Source organism: Bradyrhizobium sp. B039, from assembly GCF_038965675.1.
Taxonomy (GTDB): domain Bacteria; phylum Pseudomonadota; class Alphaproteobacteria; order Rhizobiales; family Xanthobacteraceae; genus Bradyrhizobium; species Bradyrhizobium diazoefficiens.
Map to the genome: position 1 here is coordinate 5811651 of NZ_CP152416.1, position 23994 is coordinate 5835644.

The 23994-nt window shown below is 59.1% G+C and carries 26 protein-coding genes and 5 pseudogenes; 14 read left to right on the forward strand and 17 right to left on the reverse strand.

All coding sequences use genetic code 11. The features are described 5' to 3' along the window. Nucleotides 1-187: 187 nt before the first annotated feature. The 5 genes from AAFG50_RS27625 to AAFG50_RS27645 all read left to right on the forward strand — a co-directional run bounded on the left by AAFG50_RS27625 (nt 188) and on the right by AAFG50_RS27645 (nt 5184). A complete protein-coding gene (locus AAFG50_RS27625) occupies nt 188-1693 on the forward strand; it encodes an FAD-dependent oxidoreductase (protein ID WP_028175740.1) in 1506 nt (501 codons plus the stop codon). A 176-nt stretch (nt 1694-1869) separates the two neighbouring features. Next, nucleotides 1870-2982, forward strand: coding sequence for an FAD-dependent oxidoreductase (locus AAFG50_RS27630; RefSeq protein ID WP_038967337.1), 1113 nt, complete (start codon nt 1870-1872; stop codon nt 2980-2982). Between the two features lie 393 nt (nt 2983-3375). Next, nucleotides 3376-3732, forward strand: a complete 357-nt coding sequence (locus tag AAFG50_RS27635; RefSeq protein ID WP_011090378.1) for a PRC-barrel domain-containing protein — start codon at nt 3376-3378, stop codon at nt 3730-3732. A gap of 554 nt (nt 3733-4286) precedes the next feature. After that, complete coding sequence (locus AAFG50_RS27640) at nt 4287-4589, forward strand: hypothetical protein (RefSeq protein ID WP_053815165.1); 303 nt, start codon at nt 4287-4289, stop codon at nt 4587-4589. After that, nucleotides 4579-5184 (forward strand): hypothetical protein, encoded by a 606-nt coding sequence (locus tag AAFG50_RS27645; protein WP_011090380.1) that lies wholly within the window; start codon nt 4579-4581, stop codon nt 5182-5184. The genes AAFG50_RS27640 and AAFG50_RS27645 overlap by 11 nt, the downstream gene beginning before the upstream one ends. A gap of 150 nt (nt 5185-5334) precedes the next feature. On the opposite strand, the pseudogene AAFG50_RS27650 reads toward AAFG50_RS27645, so the two are convergent. Beyond that, a pseudogene (locus AAFG50_RS27650) lies at nt 5335-5652 on the reverse strand (DJ-1/PfpI family protein); the annotation flags it as partial. Between the two features lie 195 nt (nt 5653-5847). Here AAFG50_RS27650 and AAFG50_RS27655 point away from each other — a divergent pair. The 3 genes and pseudogenes from AAFG50_RS27655 to AAFG50_RS27665 all read left to right on the forward strand — a co-directional run bounded on the left by AAFG50_RS27655 (nt 5848) and on the right by AAFG50_RS27665 (nt 7342). Continuing rightward, a pseudogene (locus tag AAFG50_RS27655) lies at nt 5848-6356 on the forward strand (SDR family NAD(P)-dependent oxidoreductase). 49 nt (nt 6357-6405) lie between these two features. Next, nucleotides 6406-7166 (forward strand): IS5 family transposase gene (locus AAFG50_RS27660; RefSeq protein ID WP_231088440.1). Its coding sequence is split into 2 segments (ribosomal slippage): nt 6406-6745 and nt 6745-7166, totalling 762 coding nucleotides; the frame shifts between segments, so codons are not numbered across the junction. A gap of 44 nt (nt 7167-7210) precedes the next feature. After that, the gene (locus tag AAFG50_RS27665; RefSeq protein WP_342714013.1) at nt 7211-7342 is read left to right on the forward strand and encodes an SDR family oxidoreductase; all 132 of its coding nucleotides are present in this window, start codon (nt 7211-7213) and stop codon (nt 7340-7342) included. A gap of 72 nt (nt 7343-7414) precedes the next feature. Here the strand turns inward: AAFG50_RS27665 and AAFG50_RS27670 are convergent, their stop codons facing one another. The 3 genes and pseudogenes from AAFG50_RS27670 to AAFG50_RS27680 all read right to left on the reverse strand — a co-directional run bounded on the left by AAFG50_RS27670 (nt 7415) and on the right by AAFG50_RS27680 (nt 9074). After that, a complete protein-coding gene (locus tag AAFG50_RS27670) occupies nt 7415-8098 on the reverse strand; it encodes an HAD family hydrolase (RefSeq protein WP_231166740.1) in 684 nt (227 codons plus the stop codon). A gap of 159 nt (nt 8099-8257) precedes the next feature. Further along, nucleotides 8258-8635, reverse strand: a complete 378-nt coding sequence (locus AAFG50_RS27675; RefSeq protein ID WP_011090385.1) for a response regulator — start codon at nt 8633-8635, stop codon at nt 8258-8260. Between the two features lie 77 nt (nt 8636-8712). Further along, a pseudogene (locus AAFG50_RS27680) lies at nt 8713-9074 on the reverse strand (PRC-barrel domain-containing protein). Between the two features lie 104 nt (nt 9075-9178). Between AAFG50_RS27680 and AAFG50_RS27685 the strand changes: the two are divergent. Further along, complete coding sequence (locus tag AAFG50_RS27685) at nt 9179-9367, forward strand: hypothetical protein (RefSeq protein WP_039184865.1); 189 nt, start codon at nt 9179-9181, stop codon at nt 9365-9367. A 366-nt stretch (nt 9368-9733) separates the two neighbouring features. Here AAFG50_RS27685 and AAFG50_RS27690 read toward each other — a convergent pair whose 3' ends face one another. From AAFG50_RS27690 to AAFG50_RS27720, 7 genes and pseudogenes are all read right to left on the reverse strand, one after another. Continuing rightward, the gene (locus tag AAFG50_RS27690) at nt 9734-10309 is read right to left on the reverse strand and encodes a hypothetical protein (RefSeq protein ID WP_028175772.1); all 576 of its coding nucleotides are present in this window, start codon (nt 10307-10309) and stop codon (nt 9734-9736) included. Nucleotides 10310-10897: 588 nt separating this feature from the next. Beyond that, nucleotides 10898-11043, reverse strand: a pseudogene (locus tag AAFG50_RS27695) (DUF1259 domain-containing protein); the annotation flags it as partial. Beyond that, the gene (locus AAFG50_RS27700) at nt 11016-11162 is read right to left on the reverse strand and encodes a DUF1259 domain-containing protein (protein WP_231166524.1); all 147 of its coding nucleotides are present in this window, start codon (nt 11160-11162) and stop codon (nt 11016-11018) included. The pseudogene AAFG50_RS27695 and the gene AAFG50_RS27700, both read right to left, overlap by 28 nt. A gap of 91 nt (nt 11163-11253) precedes the next feature. Then, complete coding sequence (locus AAFG50_RS27705) at nt 11254-11439, reverse strand: hypothetical protein (protein ID WP_231166525.1); 186 nt, start codon at nt 11437-11439, stop codon at nt 11254-11256. Nucleotides 11440-12162: 723 nt separating this feature from the next. Beyond that, nucleotides 12163-12303, reverse strand: coding sequence for a hypothetical protein (locus tag AAFG50_RS27710; RefSeq protein ID WP_166466004.1), 141 nt, complete (start codon nt 12301-12303; stop codon nt 12163-12165). Between the two features lie 302 nt (nt 12304-12605). Beyond that, entirely contained in the window at nt 12606-12827 is a 222-nt protein-coding gene (locus AAFG50_RS27715) for a hypothetical protein (protein WP_028175774.1), read from the reverse strand. Nucleotides 12828-13623: 796 nt separating this feature from the next. Further along, nucleotides 13624-14286, reverse strand: a complete 663-nt coding sequence (locus AAFG50_RS27720; protein WP_011090390.1) for a phytochelatin synthase family protein — start codon at nt 14284-14286, stop codon at nt 13624-13626. Nucleotides 14287-14373: 87 nt separating this feature from the next. Between AAFG50_RS27720 and AAFG50_RS27725 the strand changes: the two genes are divergently transcribed. Further along, entirely contained in the window at nt 14374-14718 is a 345-nt protein-coding gene (locus tag AAFG50_RS27725; protein WP_231166526.1) for a hypothetical protein, read from the forward strand. A 368-nt stretch (nt 14719-15086) separates the two neighbouring features. Then, a complete protein-coding gene (locus AAFG50_RS27730) occupies nt 15087-15296 on the forward strand; it encodes a hypothetical protein (protein ID WP_080668282.1) in 210 nt (69 codons plus the stop codon). Nucleotides 15297-15580: 284 nt separating this feature from the next. On the opposite strand, the gene AAFG50_RS27735 is transcribed toward AAFG50_RS27730, so the two are convergent. Next, the gene (locus AAFG50_RS27735; RefSeq protein ID WP_049832599.1) at nt 15581-15817 is read right to left on the reverse strand and encodes a hypothetical protein; all 237 of its coding nucleotides are present in this window, start codon (nt 15815-15817) and stop codon (nt 15581-15583) included. Nucleotides 15818-16773: 956 nt separating this feature from the next. Beyond that, nucleotides 16774-18516, reverse strand: a complete 1743-nt coding sequence (locus AAFG50_RS27740) for an adenylate/guanylate cyclase domain-containing protein (RefSeq protein ID WP_028175778.1) — start codon at nt 18514-18516, stop codon at nt 16774-16776. Nucleotides 18517-18894: 378 nt separating this feature from the next. Between AAFG50_RS27740 and AAFG50_RS27745 the strand changes: the two are divergent. Both AAFG50_RS27745 and AAFG50_RS27750 read left to right on the forward strand, forming a co-directional pair. After that, nucleotides 18895-19083, forward strand: a pseudogene (locus AAFG50_RS27745) (methyltransferase dimerization domain-containing protein); the annotation flags it as partial. A 95-nt stretch (nt 19084-19178) separates the two neighbouring features. After that, the gene (locus tag AAFG50_RS27750; RefSeq protein WP_231166527.1) at nt 19179-19844 is read left to right on the forward strand and encodes a methyltransferase; all 666 of its coding nucleotides are present in this window, start codon (nt 19179-19181) and stop codon (nt 19842-19844) included. Nucleotides 19845-20105: 261 nt separating this feature from the next. Here AAFG50_RS27750 and AAFG50_RS27755 read toward each other — a convergent pair whose 3' ends face one another. Both AAFG50_RS27755 and AAFG50_RS27760 read right to left on the reverse strand, forming a co-directional pair. Next, entirely contained in the window at nt 20106-20384 is a 279-nt protein-coding gene (locus AAFG50_RS27755; RefSeq protein WP_131234240.1) for a hypothetical protein, read from the reverse strand. Between the two features lie 172 nt (nt 20385-20556). After that, on the reverse strand, nt 20557-20736 hold the full coding sequence (locus tag AAFG50_RS27760) for a hypothetical protein (RefSeq protein ID WP_028175779.1): 180 nt from the start codon (nt 20734-20736) through the stop codon (nt 20557-20559). Between the two features lie 236 nt (nt 20737-20972). Between AAFG50_RS27760 and AAFG50_RS27765 the strand changes: the two genes are divergently transcribed. Next, nucleotides 20973-21959 (forward strand): AraC family transcriptional regulator, encoded by a 987-nt coding sequence (locus tag AAFG50_RS27765; protein ID WP_039185315.1) that lies wholly within the window; start codon nt 20973-20975, stop codon nt 21957-21959. Between the two features lie 515 nt (nt 21960-22474). On the opposite strand, the gene AAFG50_RS27770 is transcribed toward AAFG50_RS27765, so the two are convergent. Together AAFG50_RS27770 and AAFG50_RS27775 are read right to left on the reverse strand one after the other, a co-directional pair. Continuing rightward, the gene (locus AAFG50_RS27770) at nt 22475-22810 is read right to left on the reverse strand and encodes a hypothetical protein (protein ID WP_028175781.1); all 336 of its coding nucleotides are present in this window, start codon (nt 22808-22810) and stop codon (nt 22475-22477) included. A gap of 167 nt (nt 22811-22977) precedes the next feature. Further along, nucleotides 22978-23433, reverse strand: coding sequence for a hypothetical protein (locus AAFG50_RS27775; protein ID WP_162185851.1), 456 nt, complete (start codon nt 23431-23433; stop codon nt 22978-22980). Nucleotides 23434-23994: the final 561 nt, after the last annotated feature.

Consider the following 23994-nt stretch of genomic DNA (forward strand, 5'->3'; position numbering starts at 1 on the left):
AGGCATGGGAACGCGCGCTTGCGAACCTTGTTCCTCCGCGGCTCCGTCCAGCGGCCGCCCAAGGACCCCCTCGCGTCTTCGGGATTGACGATTCGCGCTGCGGGGGAACGGAGTTGCGGCGGCCGGCCGCGTGGCAAGAAGGAACTCTAGCATCAAGCCGGTGTTTTGCTTTTTTGCGGAGTTTTGCATGGTCAGCACCTCGCTATGGATGGATACCGAGATATTGCCGGAGGCGAGTGCGCTCAAAGGTGATGTGCATTGCGATGTAGCCGTTGTCGGCTCGGGGATTGCCGGTCTGTCGACCGCCTACGAGCTCTCCAAGCGTGATCAGTCGGTGATTGTCATCGACCGTAAGGGCATCGCGAGCGGTATGACGGCGCGCACCTCGGCGCATCTTGCGCCGCTTTGCGATGATCTGATGAGTGAATTCAGGAAGCTGCGTGGCCCGGAAATCGCAAAGCTGTTCTACGAAAGTCAGGCGGCGGCCGTCGATCGTATCGAGGAAATCCAGGCGAGCGAAACCATCGCCTGTGACTTTCGGCGTCTCGATGGGTATCTCTTTCAGGGCCACGGCATGCCGGCCGATGTGCTCGATGAGGAGCTGGAAGCGGTGCGCGAAGTCGGTGCCCCCGTCCATCGGCTGGTCGGCGTTCCTCTCAAGGGATGTGAGAACCGTCATGTGCTTCGCTATCCGCGCCAGGCGACCTTCCACCCCCTCAAATATCTTGCCGGCGTGGCCGCAGTTTGCCAGACCCACGGCGTCCGCTTCTTCGCTAACAGTCCGGTCGAAGAGGTTGCGCAAGGAGATGGCGACGTTACGCTCCGAACCGCACAAGGGCAGATTACGGCCGGTAACGCCGTGATCGCGACCAACGCCTCAATTACCGACCGCTATCAACTGCATTCCAAAGTCGCTCCCTACCGCACCTACGTGCTCGCTTTCGCGATTGCACGGGGCGAACTCCCCGACGCGCTCTATTGGGATACCGAGGATCCCTATCACTATGTGCGGCTGCAACTAGGTTCCGACGATCATGACGTCGTCCTTATCGGCGGCGAAGACCACAAGAGCGGTGAAGCAAATGACGCCGAGAAGCGCTTTGCCAAATTGGAGAGCTGGGCGCGCGAATTGATCCCGGGCCTTGGCAGGGTCACACACCGCTGGTCCGGCCAGGTTCTCGATACCATTGACTATGCCGGCTTCATCGGCCGCGAGCCTGGCAGCGAACGCATCTACCTCGCGATGGGGGATTCCGGCCAAGGGCTGACCCATGGCGTGATGGGCGCGATGCTGAACACGTCCCTTATTCTCGGCGAGCACAACCCCTGGAGTGCTGTATATGCGCCTGGCCGCACACCACTTGCGGCCGCCAGGAATTTCTTGCGCGAGAACCTGACCATCCTACAAAACCTTGCCGAGTATGTGGCACCGGGTGAAATTGCCTCCCTTGAGAAGATTGAGCCGGGTGAGGGCGCCATCCTACGGCGGGGCTTCGAAAAGATTGCCGCCTACAGGGACAAGGCCGGCGAACTGCACCTTCATTCGGCAAGCTGCACGCATATCGGTTGTCATCTGCACTGGAACAGCTTCGAGACCTGCTGGGACTGTCCATGCCACGGCTCGATCTTTGCGCCAAACGGACAACCGATCAATGCACCAGCCGTGTCCGCCTTGCGACCCGTAAAGGTCTAACGAAACTGCTTCTATGCTCTCGGGAGAGTTCCATCTTTAAGGACGAAGACATCGAGCAGGATGATCTGCGCAGCTCCCGCACCCCTTGGGCGGCCCTACCTCCCCCACCGATAAAGCCTATCGCCGACAGCTTTCGTTGCGATGCTCTGGTAATCGGCGCCGGCATAACGGGTGCTCTGGTGGCCGAACGCCTGACACGGCAAGGTCGTCAGGTGGTCATCATCGATCGCGAGCTTCCCAGCCTCGGCAGCACAGTTGCGAGCACCGCGATGCTGCTCTGGGAGACCGACCGTCCTCTCTTTGAACTCGCGCAGCTCTATAACTTCGAGAAAGCGGTCCGCTGCTATCGGGCTAGCCACCATGCCGCGCGGGGCTTACTTGCCCTGGTCACCGATCACGGAATTGCCTGCCAGATGCGGCCACGTCTTTCGCTTTATTTGGCCGTCGATGACAGTCCGAAGCTTGTTCGGAATGAATATGCCCTGAGGAGCCGCGCTGATCTGCCGACACTGTTTCTCGATCGTGTCGAGCTGCTCAACCGCTTCGGCATCGCGCGGGCAGGCGCCCTTTTGTCAAGGGACGCAGCCGACGCCGATCCGGTGCGACTCACACGTGGCCTACTTGATGTCTCTCTCCAACGCGGCGCCCGCCTCCTGAAGGCCAACGCGGTTGCCTACGACAGCGCGGCGTCAACTGTGACCGTCGGCCTTGAAAACGGGCTTTCGATCGAAGCGCGCCATGTCGTGCTCGCGACCGGCTATGTGATGCCGAATATTGTGGGCTCCACATCGAACCAGCCAGCCTCCAGCTGGGCAATCGCGACCCGACGTCGGCCGAACGCTCTGTGGCCCGAGCAAGCGCTGATCTGGGAAGCGACCCGCAACTATCACTATGCGCGCACTACGCCGGATGGCCGCGTCATCTTTGGTGGCGAAGATGATGATGCCATCATCGATCCCGAAGCTCGCGCTGCCGCGACGCCGGCAAAGGTAAGAGCGCTCAAGGAGCGCCTGAAGGCGCTTTGGCCCCGCGCATCCACCGAGGTGGCCTTCACCTGGTCCGGCGCGTTCGATACCACCCGTGACGGGTTGCCGCTGATTGGCGCTGTGCCCGGCTACAGGAATATCCTTGCCGCCTTCGGCTATGGCGGCAACGGGATTACCTTTAGCTTCCTCGCGGCGGAACTGCTGGGCACGCTGCTTTCAGGAGGCTCTTCGCCCCTGCTCGACGTTCTTGCGCTCGACCGCGATCTCCCAGCTAACGACGCGCCATCAGATAGCCAAGCATGAAGGCGACGAGCAGCGACGGCAGTGGGGCCTCCCGGACCACATCACGCAGAAAGGCGCGCGCCCGGCCGGGCGGTTGCCCCTCTTCCAAACTCTGCCGCACACGAGACCGAATTGGACCCTGGAAGCCATTTCGTGCCTCCTCGCGGGGGCGTGCGTCGTTGTGCTGCAATTTCTGCCGGGACCGTAGGATTGACGACTTACGGCGCGCCGGAGAGGACCGCGCGCAGGGACGCGATGGTTTCAGCTTCGAATATCGTGAATTCCGGCGCGCCAGCGCGGTGCTCCCGCCGGTGCGGCGAACAGGTCGGCGGCCACACGCGCTGAGAAATCGCAGGAACGAGCACCTGCCGATCTCACTTGTCTTGCATCAATCTTTTCAGGAGGAGGACGACGATGGAAACGGAAAGACGTGAAACGGGAACGCTGATCGGCAGCGACAAGGTCGAAGGCACGGCGGTATACGGCGCGGGTGACCAGAAGATTGGGTCGATCGAGCGCGTGATGATCGACAAGGTGAGCGGGCAGGTGTCGTATGCGGTTCTCGGCTTCGGCGGGTTCTTAGGCATCGGCGACGACCACTACCCGCTGCCATGGCAGTCACTGAAGTACGACACGAACCTTGGCGGGTATCGGACCAATCTCAGCGCCGACAGGCTGCAAGGAGCGCCGCACTACGGCAACGATAACGACTGGAATTGGGACGACCCAACGCGAGCGAGAGCGGTGAACGACTACTATTCCGGCTTCTAGCCTTGCCGGCGGTCGAGGCCCTTTGTCGCGAGCGCGCTTCCGGCTGGTGCCGCACGCGAAGTTGAAATGGGTCAAGGCGAAGCAAGGCCAGACTTGGAGTTGTACCGAGTGGCGTTAGCACTCACGTGCTCTTACGGTTGTGGGGCCCGGCGCCTAAGCCCTCCGGGTCCCGCTTCTAGAGTGCTCGAGCCATCGGACGGCCTCAGCGAGCTTTCTGTCCATCTGCGCACGGGATCCTGGAGCGGATTGATTCCATCGCGGTATGCGCAGGCATGCCGGTCGCGCCCGGCCTTGCCGGGTTCGCTGTTCATTGGGTCGGCGAAAGCTGCGATGCTTCGCGAGCGCGGCGAAACGCAACGAAATTGGCAAAATCCGCGAAATCTGTGCGGCTAATACGCATGCCCCCGTATACCATAGCGACTCAATCATGTTGACAGCCATTCCGCATTATCGCGGCCAGCACCCCGATGGCGGCCGTTGTATCCGCACCCCGATGGAACCTACAGGCTTTTCCGATCTTGAACCGAATATTTCCAAACGACGGGAGGAGCGTCATGCCTCGTGGCGACAAGTCAAGTTACACCGACAAGCAGAAGCGACAGGCCGAGCATATCGAGGAAGGCTATGAACACGGTGGCGTCCCGGAGAAGGAAGCCGAGCGGCGCGCCTGGGCGACCGTAAACAAGGAGACCCACGGCGGGAAGAAGAGCGGCTCGGGTCGAGGCACTGAGGAAGACCATTCGCCGTCCCGCAAAGGTGGCAGATTGGGCGGCGCGGCGTCGGCCAAGCGGCCGGCATCGGAGCGTTCGAGGTCCGCCAAAAAGGCGGCCAAGACCAGAAAACGACGTGCTGCGTAAAGTCATCGAAAGGGAAGACGGGTCTCGAAGCCGTCTTTTCCTTGGAGCGTTTGTACTCCTCACGGCGCTGATCTATGGCGTCCTCAGCTATCACTATCCAAACCGCGCGTTGGATCGCGTGGCCGAAAAAGTTACGCGCGAGAGGTACCGAAGGAACGAAACCTGGCGCGACGCGATCGGGACTTCGATATTGGCTAGGACGCGCTCCAAATCCGCGGCGCTCTACCGAATAGTCGTCGAAGCTTATCGCCTGTTCTCAAAAATCTCCGGCAGGGCGATAGGCCAGCCAGCGACCTCACGCTGGACGGCTCAACCCAAGTTTCATGTTCAAGGTGACCTCATCGTCAAACACCCATCCTCATCATCGAACAACCATGGAGTCCCTTATGTCGCTGTCACCTTCCCGAGCCCCGCAACGACACTGCGCGAGATGCGCGGGTCCATCATCAAGGACGCGGACAAGACGGAGGTGCGAACCGCGATCACGAGCATGGTGAAGGCGGCACGCTGGATCTTCCGACCTCTCCGAGAGACATTGACCACGACGACTAACCGTTTCGCGGGCGACGTCAGAGCCCATCCTGGAATGGCCTAATCTGACGCCGACAAACTCGTCACGTCTTTCATGTCCCGATATCGATCAGCGCTATGCCTATATCTGGCTTCTTCCTCCGCCTGAGATGAGCTGGCGTGTCCGCGACGACCAACTCGAGCGTCGGTCGAACCTTTCCTTCGAGAAGATGCCCGCGACGACCTTCTTGGCATCGAAGATATCCTTGATGAAAAGCGCCTTGGGCTCGACTCGCAGAAGATCCGGATTGATCTGCCCGCCGGGCAACACAATCGCGTCGTAGTCGGGGGCCGATGCCTCCTCGAGCGCCTTGTCGACCTTCACCGGCCGCCCCCAATCCTTCTTGTCCCAGCCTTTGATCTCGCCGGCGGCGAGCGAGACGACATCGACCGTTGCGCCAGCCTTCTTCAAGCGATCCTGCGATACTTCCAACTCGGCCCGCTCGAAGCCGTTCGTGGCGAGAATGGCGATCCTTTTGCCGGTCAGATCCATGGGTCCAATCCTTCGTTTCGGGGTTTTGTCCAACAATCGATCGTCTCAACATCGTTCCTGAAGAGATAGCTCGGTCGAGAGTTAGGATTCGACCGCCGAGACGACGGTTATCAGGGGTTAGAAGCAGCAGGAGCGCCTCGCATCGCTGGCAGGTTCAATGGCAAAGTCGTCATCGTCACAGGAGCAGCTTCCGGCATCGGAGAAGCGACAGCTCGCCGCTTCGTTACAGAGGCCACGAAGGCAGCCCTCGTCGACCGCAATAGAGCCTTACTGGAAGAAGTCGCCAAGAGTCTGCCCGCCGACCAGGTGATGGTCCAAGCCACCGACGTGTCGGACTCGAGCGCCATCGACGAAATGGTCGCGGCGGTTGTCGACCGCTTCGGACGGCTGGACGTTGTCGTAAACAACGCGGGCGTCCATGAAGGGGGCGCCCCCGCTTCCATCACCGACAAGAAATGGCGGACGGTAATGTCGACTGACGTCGACGGCGTGTTCTATGGCTGCCGCGCGGCACTGCCCACCTTGAAAAGACCAGGGGCTCGATCGTGAACAGGGTGTCAGTCTCCGGGACCGATGGCGATTGGGGCATGAGCCCCTACAACGCGGCGAAGGGCGCCGTCGTCAATCTGACGCGCGCCCTTGCCCTGGACCTCGGCAAGAAGGGCATCCGCGTGAACGCGGTCTGTCCTAGGGTCTGTACCTAAATAGCGCCACGTGATTCTCTTGCCTACGTGTTGATTCGGGGGCGAGAGAATGCGCGCTGGTTTGTTTTGGCTGAACGACAGGCAATGGGCGCGTATCGAACCGCATCTGCCGAGGGGACTGACGGGGCCGGATCGGGACGACGACCGACGCATCGTCAGCGGCATCATTCACATGCTGCAATCGGGTGCACGATGGCGTGATTGTCCACGTGAATACGGCCCTTACACGACGATCTACAATCGCTTCAATCGCTGGGCCAAGCGAGGACGATGGTGCGCAATCTTCGAAGCGCTGGCCAAGCCTGGCGAAGACGGCGTCGTACTGTCGCTCGACTCGACCTCGATTAAAGCTCACCGGTGTGCCTCCGGCGGAAAAGGGGGGAGCACAATCAAGCAATCGGCCGCTCGCGCGGAGGCCGCACGACAAAAATCCATGCGCTGAGCGATCCGCTCTGCCGGCCGGTCGTCCTGCATCTGACTCCAGGCCAGGATGCCGATGTCGCTGCGGCTCCCGATGTCCTGGCGCTCGCGCCACCCATGAGCGTGCTCCTCGCCGACAAAGGGTATGATGGCGACAAGCTTCGCGGCGAAATCATTCGTCGTGGCGCCAAGCCCGTAATCCCCAATAAATCTAACCGTGTCGTCATCCATCGCTTCAACAAACGCGCCTACAAAGGACGAAATGTCATCGAACGCTGCTTTTGCAGGCTCAAGGACTTCCGGCGCATCGCCACGCGATATGACAAGCTCGCCCGTAATTTTTTGGCCGCTGTTCATCTCGCCGCTCTCGTCGCATATTGGCTCAATTGAGTCTGGACCCTAGCCTGACGCGTACGGGCATTACGGAAGACATGATGGACGACAAGGAACTGCTCGCGAAGTTCGCCGAGCGGATTCCGTTGGGCCGCGTCTGCGAACCAGAGGAAGTTGCCGCCGTGATTGCGTTCCTGGCAAGCGAAGACGCGAGCTTCATGACCGGCGCCTAGCGGTGGACGGGGGCGTATCCGCCTCCAATGGGCAACCGCCGCAGGAATAGCCGTAGAGCGCCGGTCGCGGTCCTATTTTGTGAGCGCTGTATCGCCGAACCGAGCGTAAAGGGTGCCTGGACCGGGGTACACTTCGACGCACCCAGCTTCCCGCAGCGAGTTTTCGGTGAATCCGCCGCAGAGGACGCCGATGGCCGAGACGCCCGCCTTGCGGGCCGCGATAGCATCGTAGGGCGTGTCGCCGATCGCGACCGCTTCAGACCCCTTGATGCCAAGCTTCTTCAGCACGACTTCGAAGATGTCCGGGGCCGGTTTGGATTCATCGACGTCTTCGGAGGACGTAGCGACGTCTACCAGATCGGAGATGGCAGCGATGTCGAGGTACTTCTTGAGTTCGTCCTCCTTCGCCGAGGATGCTACAGCGATGCGGAGACCGGCCTCGCGGACGCGCTGCAGGAGTTGTGAGACCGCCGAGAAGGGACGGATGAGCGGTAGATAAGTCGACTTGAAGCGGTTGCCGCGCCACTCCTCCAAATGCTTGCCGTGTTCTCGCTGCTGTTCATCGGACAGAAAAACCGGGATGAGCTTATCCCCGCCCTTCCCGATCTGGCTGCGCACCTGCTCGAAGGTGACGTCGTGACCAAATTCCACCATCGCTTCCTGCCAGGCGAGCGCGTGGAGATCTACCGAGTCCAGAAGCGTGCCGTCGAGATCGAAAATGGCTGCTTTAGGCAATTCGCTGTCCTCCATGTCCATCACGACCAAGCGATGCGCACCAATCCGCTAGAGCGTGTTCTTCGCTATGCGCCGGTTGAGCATGCACGGCCAAGGCATCGCCACTACGCGGATCCGCCGGCGACCATTGCGGGCTTGATCGAAGGATCGGAGTTTCACAACGATCCCGGTTCGACCCGGCTAGGCCCGGGTATCCAGTAGCTGCGAGACGGCGGCAGCCAATTGCGCCGGCGCAAAGGGCTTCTCAATCAGGAGGCTGCCATCGACGCCCTGCGATTTCCAGTCTGGCGCGCTGGCGCTCGTCATGTAGACCACAGGAAACCCAGGCGTGATTTCCCTGATTTGCCGCGCCAGCTCCCATCCGCTGATGCCGTCACCCAGGTTGACGTCCGTCAGCAGCGCCCGACACTGCTCCCGGCCGTCCCGAAAGGTGGACATCGCCGCCTCTCCCGAATGGACCGAGCAGGCCTCGAAGCCGCCGTCCGACAAGGCGTCCTCGATGAAGCTGCAGATCAGAGCTTCATCCTCGACCACGAGAACACGAAGGGCATTGCTCACTTTTCAAGTCTCCTTTGCGACCGGGGCCGATCCTGTCCCGTCACGGCGGGTGCGTTCGGCCGCGAGTGGCCCGCCGCTCAAGCCACCGGAACACCGTAGTAGGCATTCACGGAGCGCGCGGCGCGGGATCGCTCCAATTCCAACTGCTCTCGTCGGCGTATTTGGGGGCGCTGCGGAGATGGTCCTGGGTAATGCCGGTGACGTAGCCGCAGAGATTGGTGTCGTACTTCAGCGCCTGCCAAGGCAGCGGATAGTGAACGTCGCCGATGCGGAGCAGGCCGTCGAAGCTCAGCACCGCGTGCGATACCTTGCCGCTGACCTTGTCGATCATGACGCGCTCGATGTAGCCGACCTTTTCGCCGTCGGCCCCGTAGACATTCGTACCCTCGACGTTGTCGCTTCCGATCAGGCTGAAGGTCTCACGATCTTCCATGGCCATATTGACCTCCCGAATGTTGTCTTCTGGAGTCAACGGGAGGACGATGGCGCCGTTCCTGGCTGAAAGCCTCGGTGGCCCTAGTTTTGGATGAGCGGAGTTCGAGCATGGAACTGACCGAGCTGGAGCGCGAATTTCTGAGGAAGCTGCTCGGCGAATCCTGGGTCAGCCCGCCGATGTTCGACCATGAGATCGTGGCCCGGCTGGTGGAGCTCGGTCTCGTGGAAACCGAACCGCTTCCATCCGGCGATATCGAATACCGGATCACTGACGCGGGGCGAGCGGCGGCCGCGTAAACGCGATTCGGGAATCCCAGGTTCCGTTCCCGGCTGAACGATCGATCGGATGACCTCGGCCGCAACGCTTTGCCTGCAAGCGCGGCCCAGGTCCAAGGTTCCTGCGAGGCAGCGGAATGCCGCGGCGGCACCCTGGAGCCTCAAGTTCGGAGGAACGATAATCGTCGTATCCAGGATCCTGCAGAACTTAGCCATCGGCCGAGGCCGCCTCACAGGTTAGAGAAACGCCCCCGAATCGTCGAAGTTGGCATCGCGTCCGGCATGTAACGAGAAGCTCCGACAACTGCCGCCGCGGCCTCGCCAGGTCCCTCCGGAGCGGCGTTGTGCCAGTCTTACTCGACGACGAAAAACGTGCGTGGATGGAGCTTACGTCAGCGTCCAAACTCGTCCGTAGTGCGAGGGAATGTCCAGCCAGACCTGCTGCAGCGCAGGAACATTCTTCAGATCTAGAGCGACCCCATGCAGCTCTTCGACGTAGTTGCCGGCCTTAGGAAACCAGAACGGAACGGTCCGGTCGGTGTCGCCGAAATTAGTGGCGATCAAGGTGTACTGGGCGCCGTCGTGACGCGCGAACAGCAGGATGCCGAACTGCTGATACCGATCCCAATCATTGAAGAAGAAGTATGTGCCTTGACGAATGTGGTCTCTCTGCCGCCGAATGCGCAGCAACCTGCGCACCAGGCTCACGATCGGCCGGCCTGACTCATCGTAGAAAAAGTCCCAACGCATGGGCCGCAGCAGCGATACCCGGCCCATTCCGAAATCGGGCAAAAAATAGTTCTCCGCAAACTCCTCGCCTTGCCAGAGCATCGGAATGCCTTTGCTCATCAGCAGACAGATCAAATAGGGCTGCAGCAGGTACCGGCGCCTGCGATCGCCCTCCGCGAACAGTGGATTGCCTGCTTCGTCCGGATCCATCTTCCTCGAAGCCGTCGACGCCATGACCCCTGCTCGTCGTTCAGGAAGGGCATCATCATGCTCAACAACGAGGATCGCGGATGCTTCGTGAAGACCGCACGTCGTTACACGCGCGTGTGCAGCCCCGGCAAACTTGAATTGCTATCCTCCTCCTCACCGACTTCGCCCACGTGGCTGACGAGATCGCGGCCGGCGAAGCCTACGGCAACATGACCCGCTGCGGCGGGCTATTTTGGGAGGCGTTCGCGGCTTGCGTTCTCGACGCGGATTGGTGATGGGAGACCAGCAAACGGCAGCGATAGTGAACGGTCGCCGCGCGGGTACGGTCTTCCCATGCCGCAGTGGTAATGCGTCCTATGTGCAGGAATCTCTGGAATAATACGGTGCAGTTGCGGTTCAGGAAGTCGCACGTTGAAGTGGTGAGAAACGTACATACGTGGCCTTCATTGCGGCAGGACCACTGGAGCGGGCAGACATCGCAGGGTCGCAGCGTTAAGCAAGGGATTGCGAGATGCGCGCTGATCGCGTTGAGCCGCTTCGCCGCGCCGCCGTAGTTGTTCTGAAGCTCGGAACTCGGCCTCGGTCTTGCGACCTCTGCCTCAACTCTTCGTTGCTGGCCGTCTTATCGAGTGCCGCGCAAGCCTTCTGCGAGCTTGACCGCATCATATTCGCCCAGAAGTGCAGGAAGAAAGCCGTGGCTGCTTGTCCAGCATGCGGCTATGAAGCGCGGTCACATCGATGCCGTGGGAACGTAGCGCTTGACGGGGTCGCCATGTCCGGCGACGTGCATGTAGAACGTCGCAGGGCTCGCGCGCAGGGGATGGTTGTGCACGGCGGTGTACGGTGGCGGACCACCAGCCGGTCTTTCGCGCCGCAAGCGATCATCCCAGTATAACATTTGCCTCCCGAGCCATCGCCGCCTCCTTAGTTATTGCGGCGTCGAGGAGGGCTAATGTCGCGCTGCCGCTTCAATTTGGTGCGCCGTGACTGATTTCGTGCCGCGTGTCTGTCCTGCCAACGCTACCCTGATCAGCAGGATCATAATCCGCTTGCAGGACTTGAGGAGTTTCACGCGCGATCAGAAGCTGTTTCCGCATTTCGGCGAGGCGGGCGCGGCAATATTCGCGGTAGAGCAAGTCGAATATGGCGGGCATGGATACCCCCATCGTTTGAGTATCGCTAGAGATAACTTCCACCACGGATTCGGATAATCGTTGCCCCGGCGATGGCTGTCCGATGTGACCATTTACAGGCCGAGCCAATTCAAAAACTCAAAGGACGATTGGCTGGCTTGCAGGTCGGTGCAAAAGGAACAGGGCTGATTACCTAAAAAAGATTATAGCAGCCTTCTGTTTCCGCATAACTTCGTCAAACAACTTAAGAGCGCTGCTCCGCGAATAAATATCCAACTACAGCGCGAAATAACTTACCACTGGATGCAAGTACCCTTGGCTGCAACGCCCCCTGCTAGCCTCCGGACCGAAGCAAGAATGGATCGACCGAGGCAGCTAGTCGGTCTGCCACTTGCATCTTAGGCGTGGACCGCCCTTCGGTGGGCAGCGAGCCGATGGAATTGATTGCCAGCCCAGCACCAGCGGCAAGAACAGCTATCACAATCGCAGAGAGATATTTTATCCTCATGGCGATCCTCCATCGCTGACGACAAGGCAATTGTGTTCGCTCAAAATTGGTTCCGCTGCGGGCGCTCCGAAAGAGTTCCACAGCGAAAAGAAACGGCGACGGTGATGAGAGGGTACGTCGGGGCCGTGGCCATTCCACATATGACAGTGCTAATGGCTAGATGCCCTTCGCCCTTTCACGGTAACTGGACCCGCTTGCGAGCGATTGGCCACCGCATTTCTGGCTGCGGCGACCGACTACTCGTGATCCGCTCGCAGAGCCGCCTCCAATTCTGCAACGATGTCGAGCAACAGGCCCAGTGCAAGCGGATTAGTGACGTCGCGCTCCATCATGCGGTAGCGCATGATCTGATCTTGAAGCTCCTCGTCGTCGTTCATAACGCGCCCCGCAATTGACGCGAACGAGGTCCATGGTTGCGTGGACGGTCAAAAAGTTTGGCCGGAATTGAGGCGTCCACCCGGCCAACCGCCATACGCGGATCTCTCAGAACATTCCGATCAAGGCGAAAAGCGCAACCTCGATTAGGACAGTGAGGCCCATGATGCCGACAGTGAGAATTGCTTCGCCCGGTGGTAGAGGGGTCATAGCGTGCCTCGCATATTGCGAAGCCCCGAAGCCCAATAGCCAACCCGCCGAAGTCGGGAATGTTTCAGGTCCAAGCGCGTTAGCCACAAGATGCCTAACGCATCTCGAGTTCCTTGATCGCCAAAGCCGCAATTTCTGCCGGGGCGAAGACCTCCGTTTGCGCGATCTTGATTATCTTGCTCGCGACCATTTCCGTGAGCGGATCGTCGCGGTCTTGGACACAAAGCGTATGGAGTGCCTGCTCGTAAGCTGCCGTGATGCGGCTGACCATTTCCGGCTTTAAATTGGCGGTTTGTAATCGCAGGTAGGTAGACACTTCTTGCCTCCCCAAGCCCACGCGGGAGAGCAGGATAGCACGCGAACCCCGTTGGCGATTGAAAACTTCGGAAGCTCGGAGCAGCGGTATCAGCGCGAAGCTGGGATCAAGGTGGCATCTCGCACGTTACTACGGCGGCGGCAGGATATCCGTGCATGGCAAGGAGGCGGTGCACGTCAAGGCCAACGGTGGCAGCCATGGCAGATACCCCTTCGACCGCGCCCGTGGTCCATCCGCCAAATTTAGATCATCCGGATCATCGCCGGGCGATCTGCAACGAGATTGGTGAGCGACTTCGCGGCACCCTCACGGACGATCTCACCCCGCTACCATTGCGACTGCAAGGCATGGTGGAGCGGCTGACCGACTTGGATGGCGACGCCCCATCGGCCGCGCCGGATCGCCGGAGCGGTGCGCCATCCCGGCTACTCTCGAAATTTGTGTCAGCGCTTTCGCGGGCTCTCCGAAAGGGCCCTTGAAGTGCGGGGACGTGAGACCGCACCTTTTCGGCGCATTTCACCCGGACGATTTTCGAATTTAGTTTGCTAGAGTGCGCCACTCGCGCGTTTCCAAGTGAGGGCTGTGTGGGACGCGACCGCGTGCGTAAATCGCGGTAAACGGCCCGCTGGCATTTACCGGACCCACGTCCCACGCGGCGGCGCATCCCGCAATCCTAGAGCATGCACTCATTATGAGCGGCTGGCCGACTGATGTCCGGTCAACCCCCAACAGTGGCTGAAGAGCGAACATTCCCCGAGGTCGCAGATGGGCCCAATAGGCGACATGCAGTGGGATATTACTCTATCAACAGCAGCCCCCGCTTCTTATCGCCGTCGAGCGTATTTACAGCGTCGAACAGCCGCTTCCGCTCGACCAGCCATGGCTGGAAGTTGAAATTGACATCGAGCACGAAAACGAGGTCCTCGGCTTCGAAATAGCCCCCAATTGGGGAGTGATGTCCGCTACCAGCACCAAAAATTCGAGCGCGATCGAAATTCACGATGTAGCGTCGGCCCGGATCGTTGGCGCGACGGAGATGCTCCAGAAACTGGTTCTCGCTGAGATCGCGTAAGACCGTGACTTTCCGGCTCGTGTTGGTCTGGGCGACTTTGGCCAGCTCGTCGAGCGTGAGACCCATGATGCACACGCCTGTCCAGCAGCTCCATGTACCGGCCAACACCTTGCCCTCCGTCCGTGCCGCCTCGCCAAGCGACCGGTAGGCATTCGCAACAGCTGCAGGTCCGCAGCGAGAGCCATTTGACTGCCAGTCAACGTGTCTTTGGAATGTGGCTGCCACGGGCAGGTGCCACGCACGCTCCATAAGCTCCGGAGCACGTGTTACCGATGACGCTATGGCGTCTGATGGCACGTGCGATTGACCGACCACCAGGGCACCGGCACAAACCAGACCCACGGCGATAACCGTGCTGCTGATACTGGCGTAGCGCCATCGCTTCATGGATCAGAACCTTAGCGGCAATGACGACATTGGCCGGCAAGATTATGTTTTCAAGCCAACTGGCGAGAGATATTGTGTGAGCGTCCCATGGGGGCAACAGCTGCTCTCGATGGCGGCAGTCAGCCAGTCCCGGATCCCCGCAACGCCCGAGCTGAAGGCGCACCTCGACAAGCTAAAGAAACGAAGGCCGGCGCGCTGATGATGCTGACGCCGACAGGAAGGGCTTACACCAAGCGCTATTTCAACGAGCACTGGCGTAAGGACTGCGACAAGGTCGACGCGATCAATGCTGAAACCGCGGCCAACGGCAAAAACGCCGAATACGTCAAAACGGCGGACCTTAATTTCCACGAGAACCGCGGCACGGCCGCGACGCTGCTCGCCGAAGCCGGCGCCGGAGATCGCCGAGGCGCTATGCTGGAGCGTCGATAAGGCGCAGAAGGTGATTGATCTGTACCTCGCGCGTCGCGGCGTGCTGGCCGCGAATGCGATCAGGAAACTCGAAGACTACCGGGACAGAACGACGCCCTCGTGAAACTTGGGTGCGATCGATCTTCAAAGAATTACAGGAACTTAGGAAACAGTGGGTCCTTCTCACGTTGTTGAGCAAACAACCTGAGGAGGAAAGCATGCGTCGAATCGCACTTGCAGCAATCGTTCTTGCTGCTGGCTTGACGCCAGTGGTGGCTCAACAGACCTCGCCAAACATGCAAAACGAAGCCGATAAGGGCATCAAAACTCAGAACTCCGGCGCGTCGGGTTACGTCGGTGAGCAGGACAGACCAGGTTCCGCAGCGCAAATCCCGGGCAGTAGCTCAGGTCGCGCCGATTCCACGACAACAGCACCTAGCGCTCAAAATTCCGGAACAGGGATTGCCGGAGCACCGGGTGGCAAAAGCGGCCCCTCTCCAAAAGGTACTGTCGGTCAGAACATGTCGACTCAGCAACAGGACTCATCGAATATCAAAGGTCCGCCGGGAAACAAGAGCGGCCCGCCCGCTAAACGTTGACGGCTCGTTGCTCGAAGACGCGTGGCGTAATCGCCACGCGTCTTGATCGCTCTTAGACCTGTAAATTGTCGGTCATGCCGGGCGGCAGCTCATCTGGCTGCGACCGTCCCGTCAGAAGCTCCTTCTCGGCTTCATACCAGAAGGCATCCACGTCCCCGTTTGGCTCGCCAGCACGCCCAAGCTCGTTGGCACGAATACGAATGTCATCCTGACTTAAGTTGGGCGTCGTTTGCTCCTACGTACTGGGTGCAAACCTTGGCTCCAGACGCTCTCGCTGTTGATATTCAGTGTCGCTGGAGAGCGTATCGACGTTTTAATCTTTCGGTTGTCGTCCGAGCAGCATAATCGATGCGGTCAATGTCGGCGCCGTCGGCCGCAGTAACGTTCAAACGCCAATTCATAGTGCTCGGGTTATCTTCATCGCATTCAACTTCGACCGCGATAACCAGTTCGCCGCCCGAAAAGCTCCGGATCTCCTGCAGCGCTATCAACTCCAGGTTTTTCCTTGACACACTGATCATTGCGAGGCTCGCGCGCCCATTTCTCAACCAACACGCAACGTTCTTGCCTCGTTCCTAAAATGCGAAAAAGTCACCATGCCTCTTGTCGCAGACCGAGACAAAGAAAGCGGGTCTAGCCTGGCCCGGCATTGTGTCTTTGCGGTTGAGACAGCCAGGGGTCGGCTGTTCACTTTCTGACTTGAGCCCATTGCGGGGACGGTACTTCTGCCAAGGAACGATGGCCGTCGGTTCGTAGCTGCGGCGCACAGTCCACTAAGACCGGCCCCGCTGGGCTCCAAAGGAGTGCCCCTTTTGGGCAGTCATCTTTTCCACTTCACCGGCGTAAATTGGAACTCGCCCATCGGGCTGGCTCGCCCCTTCCAGCCCCAATCCGTGAGGCAGGCGGCCCTACCGCGCGATCAGCGAGGCGGGGTTGCTGCGCGTCATACACTCGCGGATGAGGAATGAGGACACCGCCTTTCGCAGGGCGCTGGCCTGCTTCAACCCATAGCGTCAAGAACTTGGATCCAGCGAACGGATTGCGAACGCAAGTGTATTCATCAGCGGAACGCGGTTCCGGGCTAAGGCGAGCTTATTTATTGACATTACCAAGCTGGTTGGTCGGCGCTTGGTGATGAAAGCCGGTTGGATTCCCGCCTGCCCAGCAAGCGAGGGTGCCGTGATCGAACAACCTCACTTCGACCCTTACTCGATCTTAGCACGCATCTGTTTTGCCGTCGCCGTCGTCGGTGGCGTAGCGCTCATCGCGGTGGCGATCATGAGTATCTGTTTCATGTAGGCATAGTCGCCTTTGGGTCAAACTCGGAAGTCGGCGGGTCTATGGATGGTCTGTTTTGCCACTGTGAGCGGACATCACCGGCTCCGCTGTTCAGGTCCGCGAAGGGCCAATTGCTGACTCATGCACCGCAGCAACAGGGGGTTCTATTGATCACCTCGTCGTCGCGCGCGAGCACAGTTCATTCGGGTAACCCCGCTTTGCGGAGACCCTCAATAAACATCTTTGAGCTTTTGGGGACCCGGGCGATATGCCCCGATATTGTAAAGGCTGGATCGATCTCAAGCACACGCGCCGCTGCGGCGTGCGCCTCAGCGTCGCGTCCGAGATGGGCGAAGGCAGACGCCAGTCCGCGGCAAGCTGGCATAAAGGAAGGATTCTGACGAAGGGCTTTCTTCAATACAATGATCGCCTCGTCAAACCGGCGAAGGCCCACAAGAGCATGCCCAATGCCCAGAAACGTCATATGCAGCAGCGGGTCTAATGGGCTCATGCGAATGGCACGTTCAAAGCTTCGAATAGCCTCTTCGGGCAGCCCCGCCATTGTATAGACCCAGCCTCTATTGTTCCAAGTGCGCCATGAATTCGGGTTGAGCGCGACCGCCCGGTCAGCCATTTCGATTTCGGCTTCACTATCGCCGACCACACACGCCGAGACTACGGCAACCCTTGACAACGTGTCCGGATCACCATCATCGAGGCTCAATGCCAAACGAGCAAGCCGAATTGCTTCCTTGGCGTCGAACTCGGGATTGTTGGCATAGCCTAAAGCGACGTTGCTCGCGTGACAGTCACCTGCCAGAGCCGCTGCAGAGCTGAACCTCGGGTCTAGCTCCAAAGCGCGATGAGCAAGCTTAATCGCCTCGGCCAAACTTTCGCGGGTCGTCAGGTAATACTGTTGCATGGATCGGAGAAAAAAATCATAGGCAGTGAGGTTCTCTGGTCGCCGCCGCGCAGCCGTTGCAATCTCTGTTTGAAGCATCTTTGGCTGAACGGCCGAGACAACGGCGAGCGCAACGTCGTCTTGGAGAGCGAAAATGTCCGTCAGATCACGCTCGAATCTGTCCGCCCAGATGTGCGCCCCTGTAATCGCGTCGATCAACTGTCCGGCGATGCGAACTTTCCCGGCAGCCTTGCGCACAGACCCCTCAAGGATATAGCGCACGCCCAGCTCGTGCCCGACCTGCTTCACGTTCACCGCCTTGCCCTTGTAGGTAAAGCTGGAATTGCGGGCGATCACGAACAACCATTTGAACCGCGAAAGCGCGGTGGTGATCTCCTCAACCATTCCGTCCGCGAAGTATTCCTGTTCGGGATCGCCGCTCATGTTCTCGAACGGCAGCATGGCGATGGATGGCTTGGCTGGAAGTGGCGGGGCCGCGCTTAGTCTCTCGGTCAGCGCGCTAGACGCTCCAGCACGGACAGCGTAAGCGCGGACCGGCTTGGCGATGTTCTTGAGCTGCTGCTCGCCGCGATCCTCGAAGCCAACGTCCAGCTTGCCTTCGACTTCGCTATAGACCTTTTCGGACATCAGGATGCCGCCCGGATCGGCGATCCCCTCCAGCCGGACAGCGATGTTGATCCCGTCGCCATAGAGGTCGCCGTCCTGCCCAACGATCACGTCACCAAGGTTGAGCCCGATGCGTAGCTTGAATGGACCGCTCCCCTCGGCGAGATGATCCTGCATCTCAGTCGCGCATCTCACGGCGGCTAAGGGACTCGCGAATTCGGCGAGCGCGCCATCACCCGTTGTCTTGATCAGTCGCCCGTCGTGGCGGGAGAGGCTAGGCTCGATCAATTCTCGCTTGAGCCGCTCGAACTCGGCGTAGGTGGCCTCCTCAGCGCGTTGCATCAACGCAGAGTAACCAACCACGTCGGCGGCCAAGATCGCCGCTAGTCGCCTCTGAACCCGCTGCTCGGTCACAGCCCCTCCGAACGACCAGACTAACCCCGCCGCTGGGACAAGGCGGAGCGTAGCACTTTGTTGCGGACATGTGAGCGGTAATCGCCGGAGAGACCCTATCTTGCCCAAAATTCGGGGCCGCCGTGGCACGGGCTGCACTCGCTTTTCCATTGCCGGGTGCAAGGCAAAGCGCCCCGGCCAATTCAATGCACTATGTCTCTTACGGGTCAAAAGCGCCGTTTTGGCTACGGCCCGCGCACTTCCGGTCTGCACCGCTAATCGGACGGACCCGGCGTCGGCGGCCACTTCGCAAAAGGGCCATAAGAGAGACTTGTTCAACGGACATCCGCCGAGCACAGTAACTAGCGTCTTAGCTTCCTCTCCTACGGAGGTTCTTCCGTGACATCCAACCCTTGGCTCACTCTCCTCGGACTGATCAACGGCTTCCAGGTCACACAGGCAATTCATGTCGCGTCAACTCTTCGTATCGCAGACCATCTGAAAGGCGGCTCTCGTTCGGCAGAGGAGTTGGCGCCCTTAACGCAAAGCCATCCAGGCGCTCTCTACCGACTGCTGCGGGCGCTCGCCGCAGTGGGCGTTCTTGAGGAAGATGAAGACCGAAGGTTTGCGCTGACACCAATGGGAGATTGTTTGCGCACTGACTCCGCGACACCGATCGGCGCGTGGGCGGAGTCGTCGGAAGTCCCTACGTTTGGAGCACATGGGGCCATCTGCTGCACAGCATTCGAACCGGCGAGAATGCCTTTCAAAGTCTCAACGGTAAGGACATTTGGAATTATCGCGCCGAACGTCCGGAGGAGAGCGCGGTCTTCGATCGCGCTATGACGGAGTTTTCGCGCGGCGGCGCTGAAGCCGTTATCGGCGCGTATGATTTCTCCGCTTTCCATCATGTTGTGGATGTGGGTGGCGGACGCGGTTTAATGCTGGCAGCCATTCTGACCGCTCATCCCAGGATGCAGGGCGCGTTGTTTGATCAGCCAGGGGTCATTGCCGGAGCCGAGGCGGTTCTGGAAGCGCACGGCGTCGTCGACCGTTGCCGAATGGTGAGCGGAAGTTTCTTCGAATCGGTACCTGAAGGCGGAGATGCCTACGTCATGCGGGTAGTAATCCACGATTGGGACGACGACGAAGCGATCGCCATTTTGAAGGCGTGCCGGCGTGCGATGCGGGAGACGGCGAAGTTGGTTCTCATCGAGCGAATTATCGCGCCTGCGAACGAAGTACCGGCGACAAAATTCATGGACCTCCACATGTTGGCTTTGCCGGTGGGCGGGAGCGGACCCGCGACGAGTTCTCTGACCTGCTTGCCAAATCTGGCTTCGAGCTGACGCGCGTTGTGCCATCGGGTAGAATCAACGTCATCGAGGCCCGGCCATATTGAGCACAAGGCGGCCCGCCCGGCCTCCGGTGCGTTCCGGGTCACAACGCGAAGAATTCACCTGAGCAAGTCTAGTCCCCATGCCTCAGTAAGCGGACATCCGCGAGGCCAGACGCTACTTCGGAAAAGGGAATTACAGATCTTGGCCGCGAACCGACGCGCGGATAGCCGTTGCGATCTTCGCCTTCGGGCCACAGGTGGAACGAGACTATCAGCTTGCAGAGGAGTCACCCCTGTTTTGAGTCAATTGCAACCCGTCGCATGCGCGGCAGTCAGGACAAGAGTCCTGCACCCTCTTGATCGCGACCCGACGGAGATCGATCGGGTTCTTTTGACCGTCAGCGGCCAGGATCAAAATCTTCTCGGCGAGGCATGCCATCAATGAAGGGGTTCGCCTTGCTTCGGGCAGCGTCTCTGCGGCATTCGCCAGAATACCTCGCAATACGGCACGAGGATAAGTGTGCGACCACTCGCTCTTCGTCGGCGCCATCAGCTACTCCACAGAGAGACTACCTACAAACAAGAATTGCTGCTGAACTTCGCTCGCCCGCCTCGCTCTTTAAAAAAAGGCCGTCGAACCCAACATTCGACGGCCCAATTCGTTCGGTGTGACGTGGTGAGCGTTTGGGGGGCTGCCACACCGACGAACCAATATAGTTAGGTCATTGAAAGCCGGACATCTTAGTCATCTCGACGCGCTTCGCAGAGGGGGGTAGTTTCCCAATTTCGTTCTCGAGCAACCAGAGCAATATGCTGCGCTTTTCCGGGTGCGTCTCCTCTCGCAGGAGCTTCTTGTAATGAACTAGGTTCTGGCTGACGATGAAGCTTTCCAAGTCAGTCATTCGAGCCTCGCCTTCTCACGCACTCATTCATACGGTACGCGGTGCGCGAGCAAGAATGATTTTCAACGGCCAAATCCTGCAGACATTGCTCAATCTGGGTCATCACAAATTGAGTGTTCCTTGCAGATTTTGAGCCAGACTGGGTATTGATCTGGATCAGTTTCAGCATCCATCTCCCGATGTAGCGATTTCCTACTCGGCACAATGATGTGACGAGGTCCCGGTCGATTTGGATCATGGATCTTCTTGAATACCCGCTCAGTCGATCTCCGGTCGTTCGCACCCGCGATCCGGAGACGATGAGGAATGCGCTGTTTACGGTGTATGGGGCAACTGGATTTGCGGTCGCTAAACCAGCCGACTTCGAAGGAGTGGCGAATTACCTACTATTGTCCAAGATCGGGCTTGGCTTTTGTGGATATGGTGCGAAGACAGTCGTCGAGTTTCCTGAAGGCGATTTCGCAAGATTACAAATCGGTCTTAAGGGGAAGGCAGGGGTCATTTTAGGCAGCACGGCGACGATCCCCGTGAATGAGCAGCAGCCCGGCATTACGCCGCCGGGACAGCCAACAACCATTGTGTTTGAACCTGGGTTCGAGCAGCTGATCCTTCGCATAAAAACCGGGGCGCTGGAGAACGCTTTAACAACACTGCTCGGCGCAAAACCTCGGGGATCGCTGGTGTTCGACCCGACGGCGCCTCCGAAGCCGCCGACTGCTCAGCTGTTGCGTGAGCTGATCATGTTCCTAGCCAATCAGCTAAATTCAACGGCAGCGCAGCTGCCCAAGTCGATGCTCCAAGAGCTTGAGCAAGCGCTAATCGTCTCGTTTCTCTCGGCTCACCGGCACAACTTCACCGACCTGTTGGAGAGTTCCGCCACGGAACCGGCGCCGCTCGTAGTCCGCTTGGCTGAAGAATACGTCGAAGCAAATTGGGCTCGCGCTATTACCATTGAGGAGCTGGCATCACAGACGAACACCAGCATCCGTAGCCTCTACGCGGCTTTCAAGAAATACCGCGGGTACTCGCCGATGAGATTTGCAAAAACCGTGCGCTTGCGACGTGCAAGGCAGATGCTCCTGGAAGGGAATCCGAAAACTTCCGTTTCCCAAATCGCTTTCAAATGCGGTTTCGGCAATCTGGGCCATTTCGCCGGTGATTTCCGGCAAATGTTCGGGGAGCTTCCCTCCGAAGTTTTCGCGCGAGCACAGCGAGCGAGGTAGCGTCCAAACGCATGTAATCAAGATGGGGCGGCGTTTCGCGCCGCCGCTCAGCATCTCTGCCGAGCCGAAATTCGAGTTGTAACTGCGCGCCGGGGCCGTCCCCGACAGCACGGCTGGCTCAATCTCGGTATTCCGCATGGGGTCAAAAGCGTCGGTGTACGTCTCGGCCGACGTAAGCAACCTCTCAGAAGCAAACTCCGCCCGGAGGGGCCGCGCGGCGAGGTTCTGTGCGGACAGGGAAAGGTGACTCCCATCTAGCCGCGAATGTTATTGTTGCTTTTGGATTGTCGTGAGTGTCCCACGCGGAGTTGCGGGCACGTCTCTGGCTTCTTCTTCGGCTAGGAGCTTTCGGATGAGGGCCCGCTTGTCCTCATTCTTCTCCTCCTCAAGAAGTCGCCGGTATAGGCGGATATGCGGCTGCCTCGTTGCGGTGGTACGAAGCGCAAGCCGTCGTCGGACATCTTCGACGTAGCGCGCCACTTCGCAGAAATGCGATCATCTATCGTCGCTCTGGCTCAGCGAAGGGCTTTGCTGAGCAACACTATTCCGAGCAGGATGATCAATATCGGTGCCAACGGCCAGGGAAACTGCAGAAGCATCCACACGCCTCCTGCGAGAAAAGCTACGCCGCAGGCAATCCAAAACAGGTCAACCTTATTGTCCATGCTCCAGTGGAAAAACTGCGCCGCTAGAGTGAGGACGCCGACGCCCACAAGAAACCAGTCCCACGGCACCCCCATTAGCATGGCGATGCCTACCCAAATGAAGAACGCGGCCCACGCGACAGAGTCGATTCTCCGCGCAGTTTCGCTCGCAGAGCCTTCGCTGAAGGCTGGTTGGATGCTGTTCATCACACGTGCACCGGACAGAGGTTGGAGAGACCAGCTTAAGCACCAGTGATCAAAATGAACGGCGCAAAAACAAAGGGCCACTCGGCCAATTCGGTACTGCAAAATCGGATTAGGCCATCAACGATAGACGACCTCTTAGAACTATCGGCGGCGCAGACCAATGAGCCTCAATGGTCGCAGGCCGGTTGTAAGTTAAGTCTTCGCATCAGAGAGCCGATGCCATCTGTTCGACAGTCTTGTGACGCAGCTACCTTGGCGGAGGAGTCGCTTCGGGAGGTGCTTCGCGATGGCTCAGGCTTCAACTTCTTCGCACTGGCTCGGGTGTTATTTGGATCGTGCCAGTGGCGAGCAATGAATTCTGGAGCCTTCGTCTTGGCCACTTCCCTTGGCTTAGGTTGAGGTGGTACCGGCGGCTCGGAAGGTGTTGTGTAAGCAAGGGCAACCTGCTCCACCCTCGGCTGGATGTCCTGCATGCTGACCAGCGAAAGCCGATCAGCCTTATTGCCGGCTACAGCAGGATAGGTGATTGATGTCATCGGCACCGGAGGAGACTTGGAGGTGGCGGCAGCAATAGCTCCGACGCCCCCAACACAAATCAATCCAAGTACGACGACCTTGATCACAGCGATGCCCACACCGAGGGATCGAGCCTAGACGACATTTTGCCCAGATTAAGGCTACCTGTTTGTTTGGTTAACGCAATAGCTGATCCGCGCCAGGCTCACGACCCCAGAGCAAGGCTATAATTCGGACCTGAGTAGCAGATCGTCTCGATATTCTCTTTCGACCTGTATCGAGCAATGAGTTCAGCGGTAGACTTTGAGGGCTTAACGGCGTTAGGCCAAATTACTATCCCTCTGCTCTCGCTGTCGGTCTTCCAGGTTCGATTGGCGCCTTCCAGCACAACGTCAACGAATTCCCGCCAGAGAATCACTTGGCTTGGCCCCATGAATTGCCAGAAACCCCGAGTTTGACGGTGGGTCTCGGTGGTTCGCTGAGACTTCAGCTCAACGTTAACAAGTTCGCATGCTCCGTTCTCGTCGGTGCGGATCATAAGCAAATCGGCGACCACTTTCGTTGGTTTCGAGTCTCCCCTGTCGTCGGAGGCCGCCAGTGCGATCTCATCTGAAACAAATCACCCTCTCCGCGCCCTATAGCGGGAGCGGGCCAGTTCCGGCAACCGA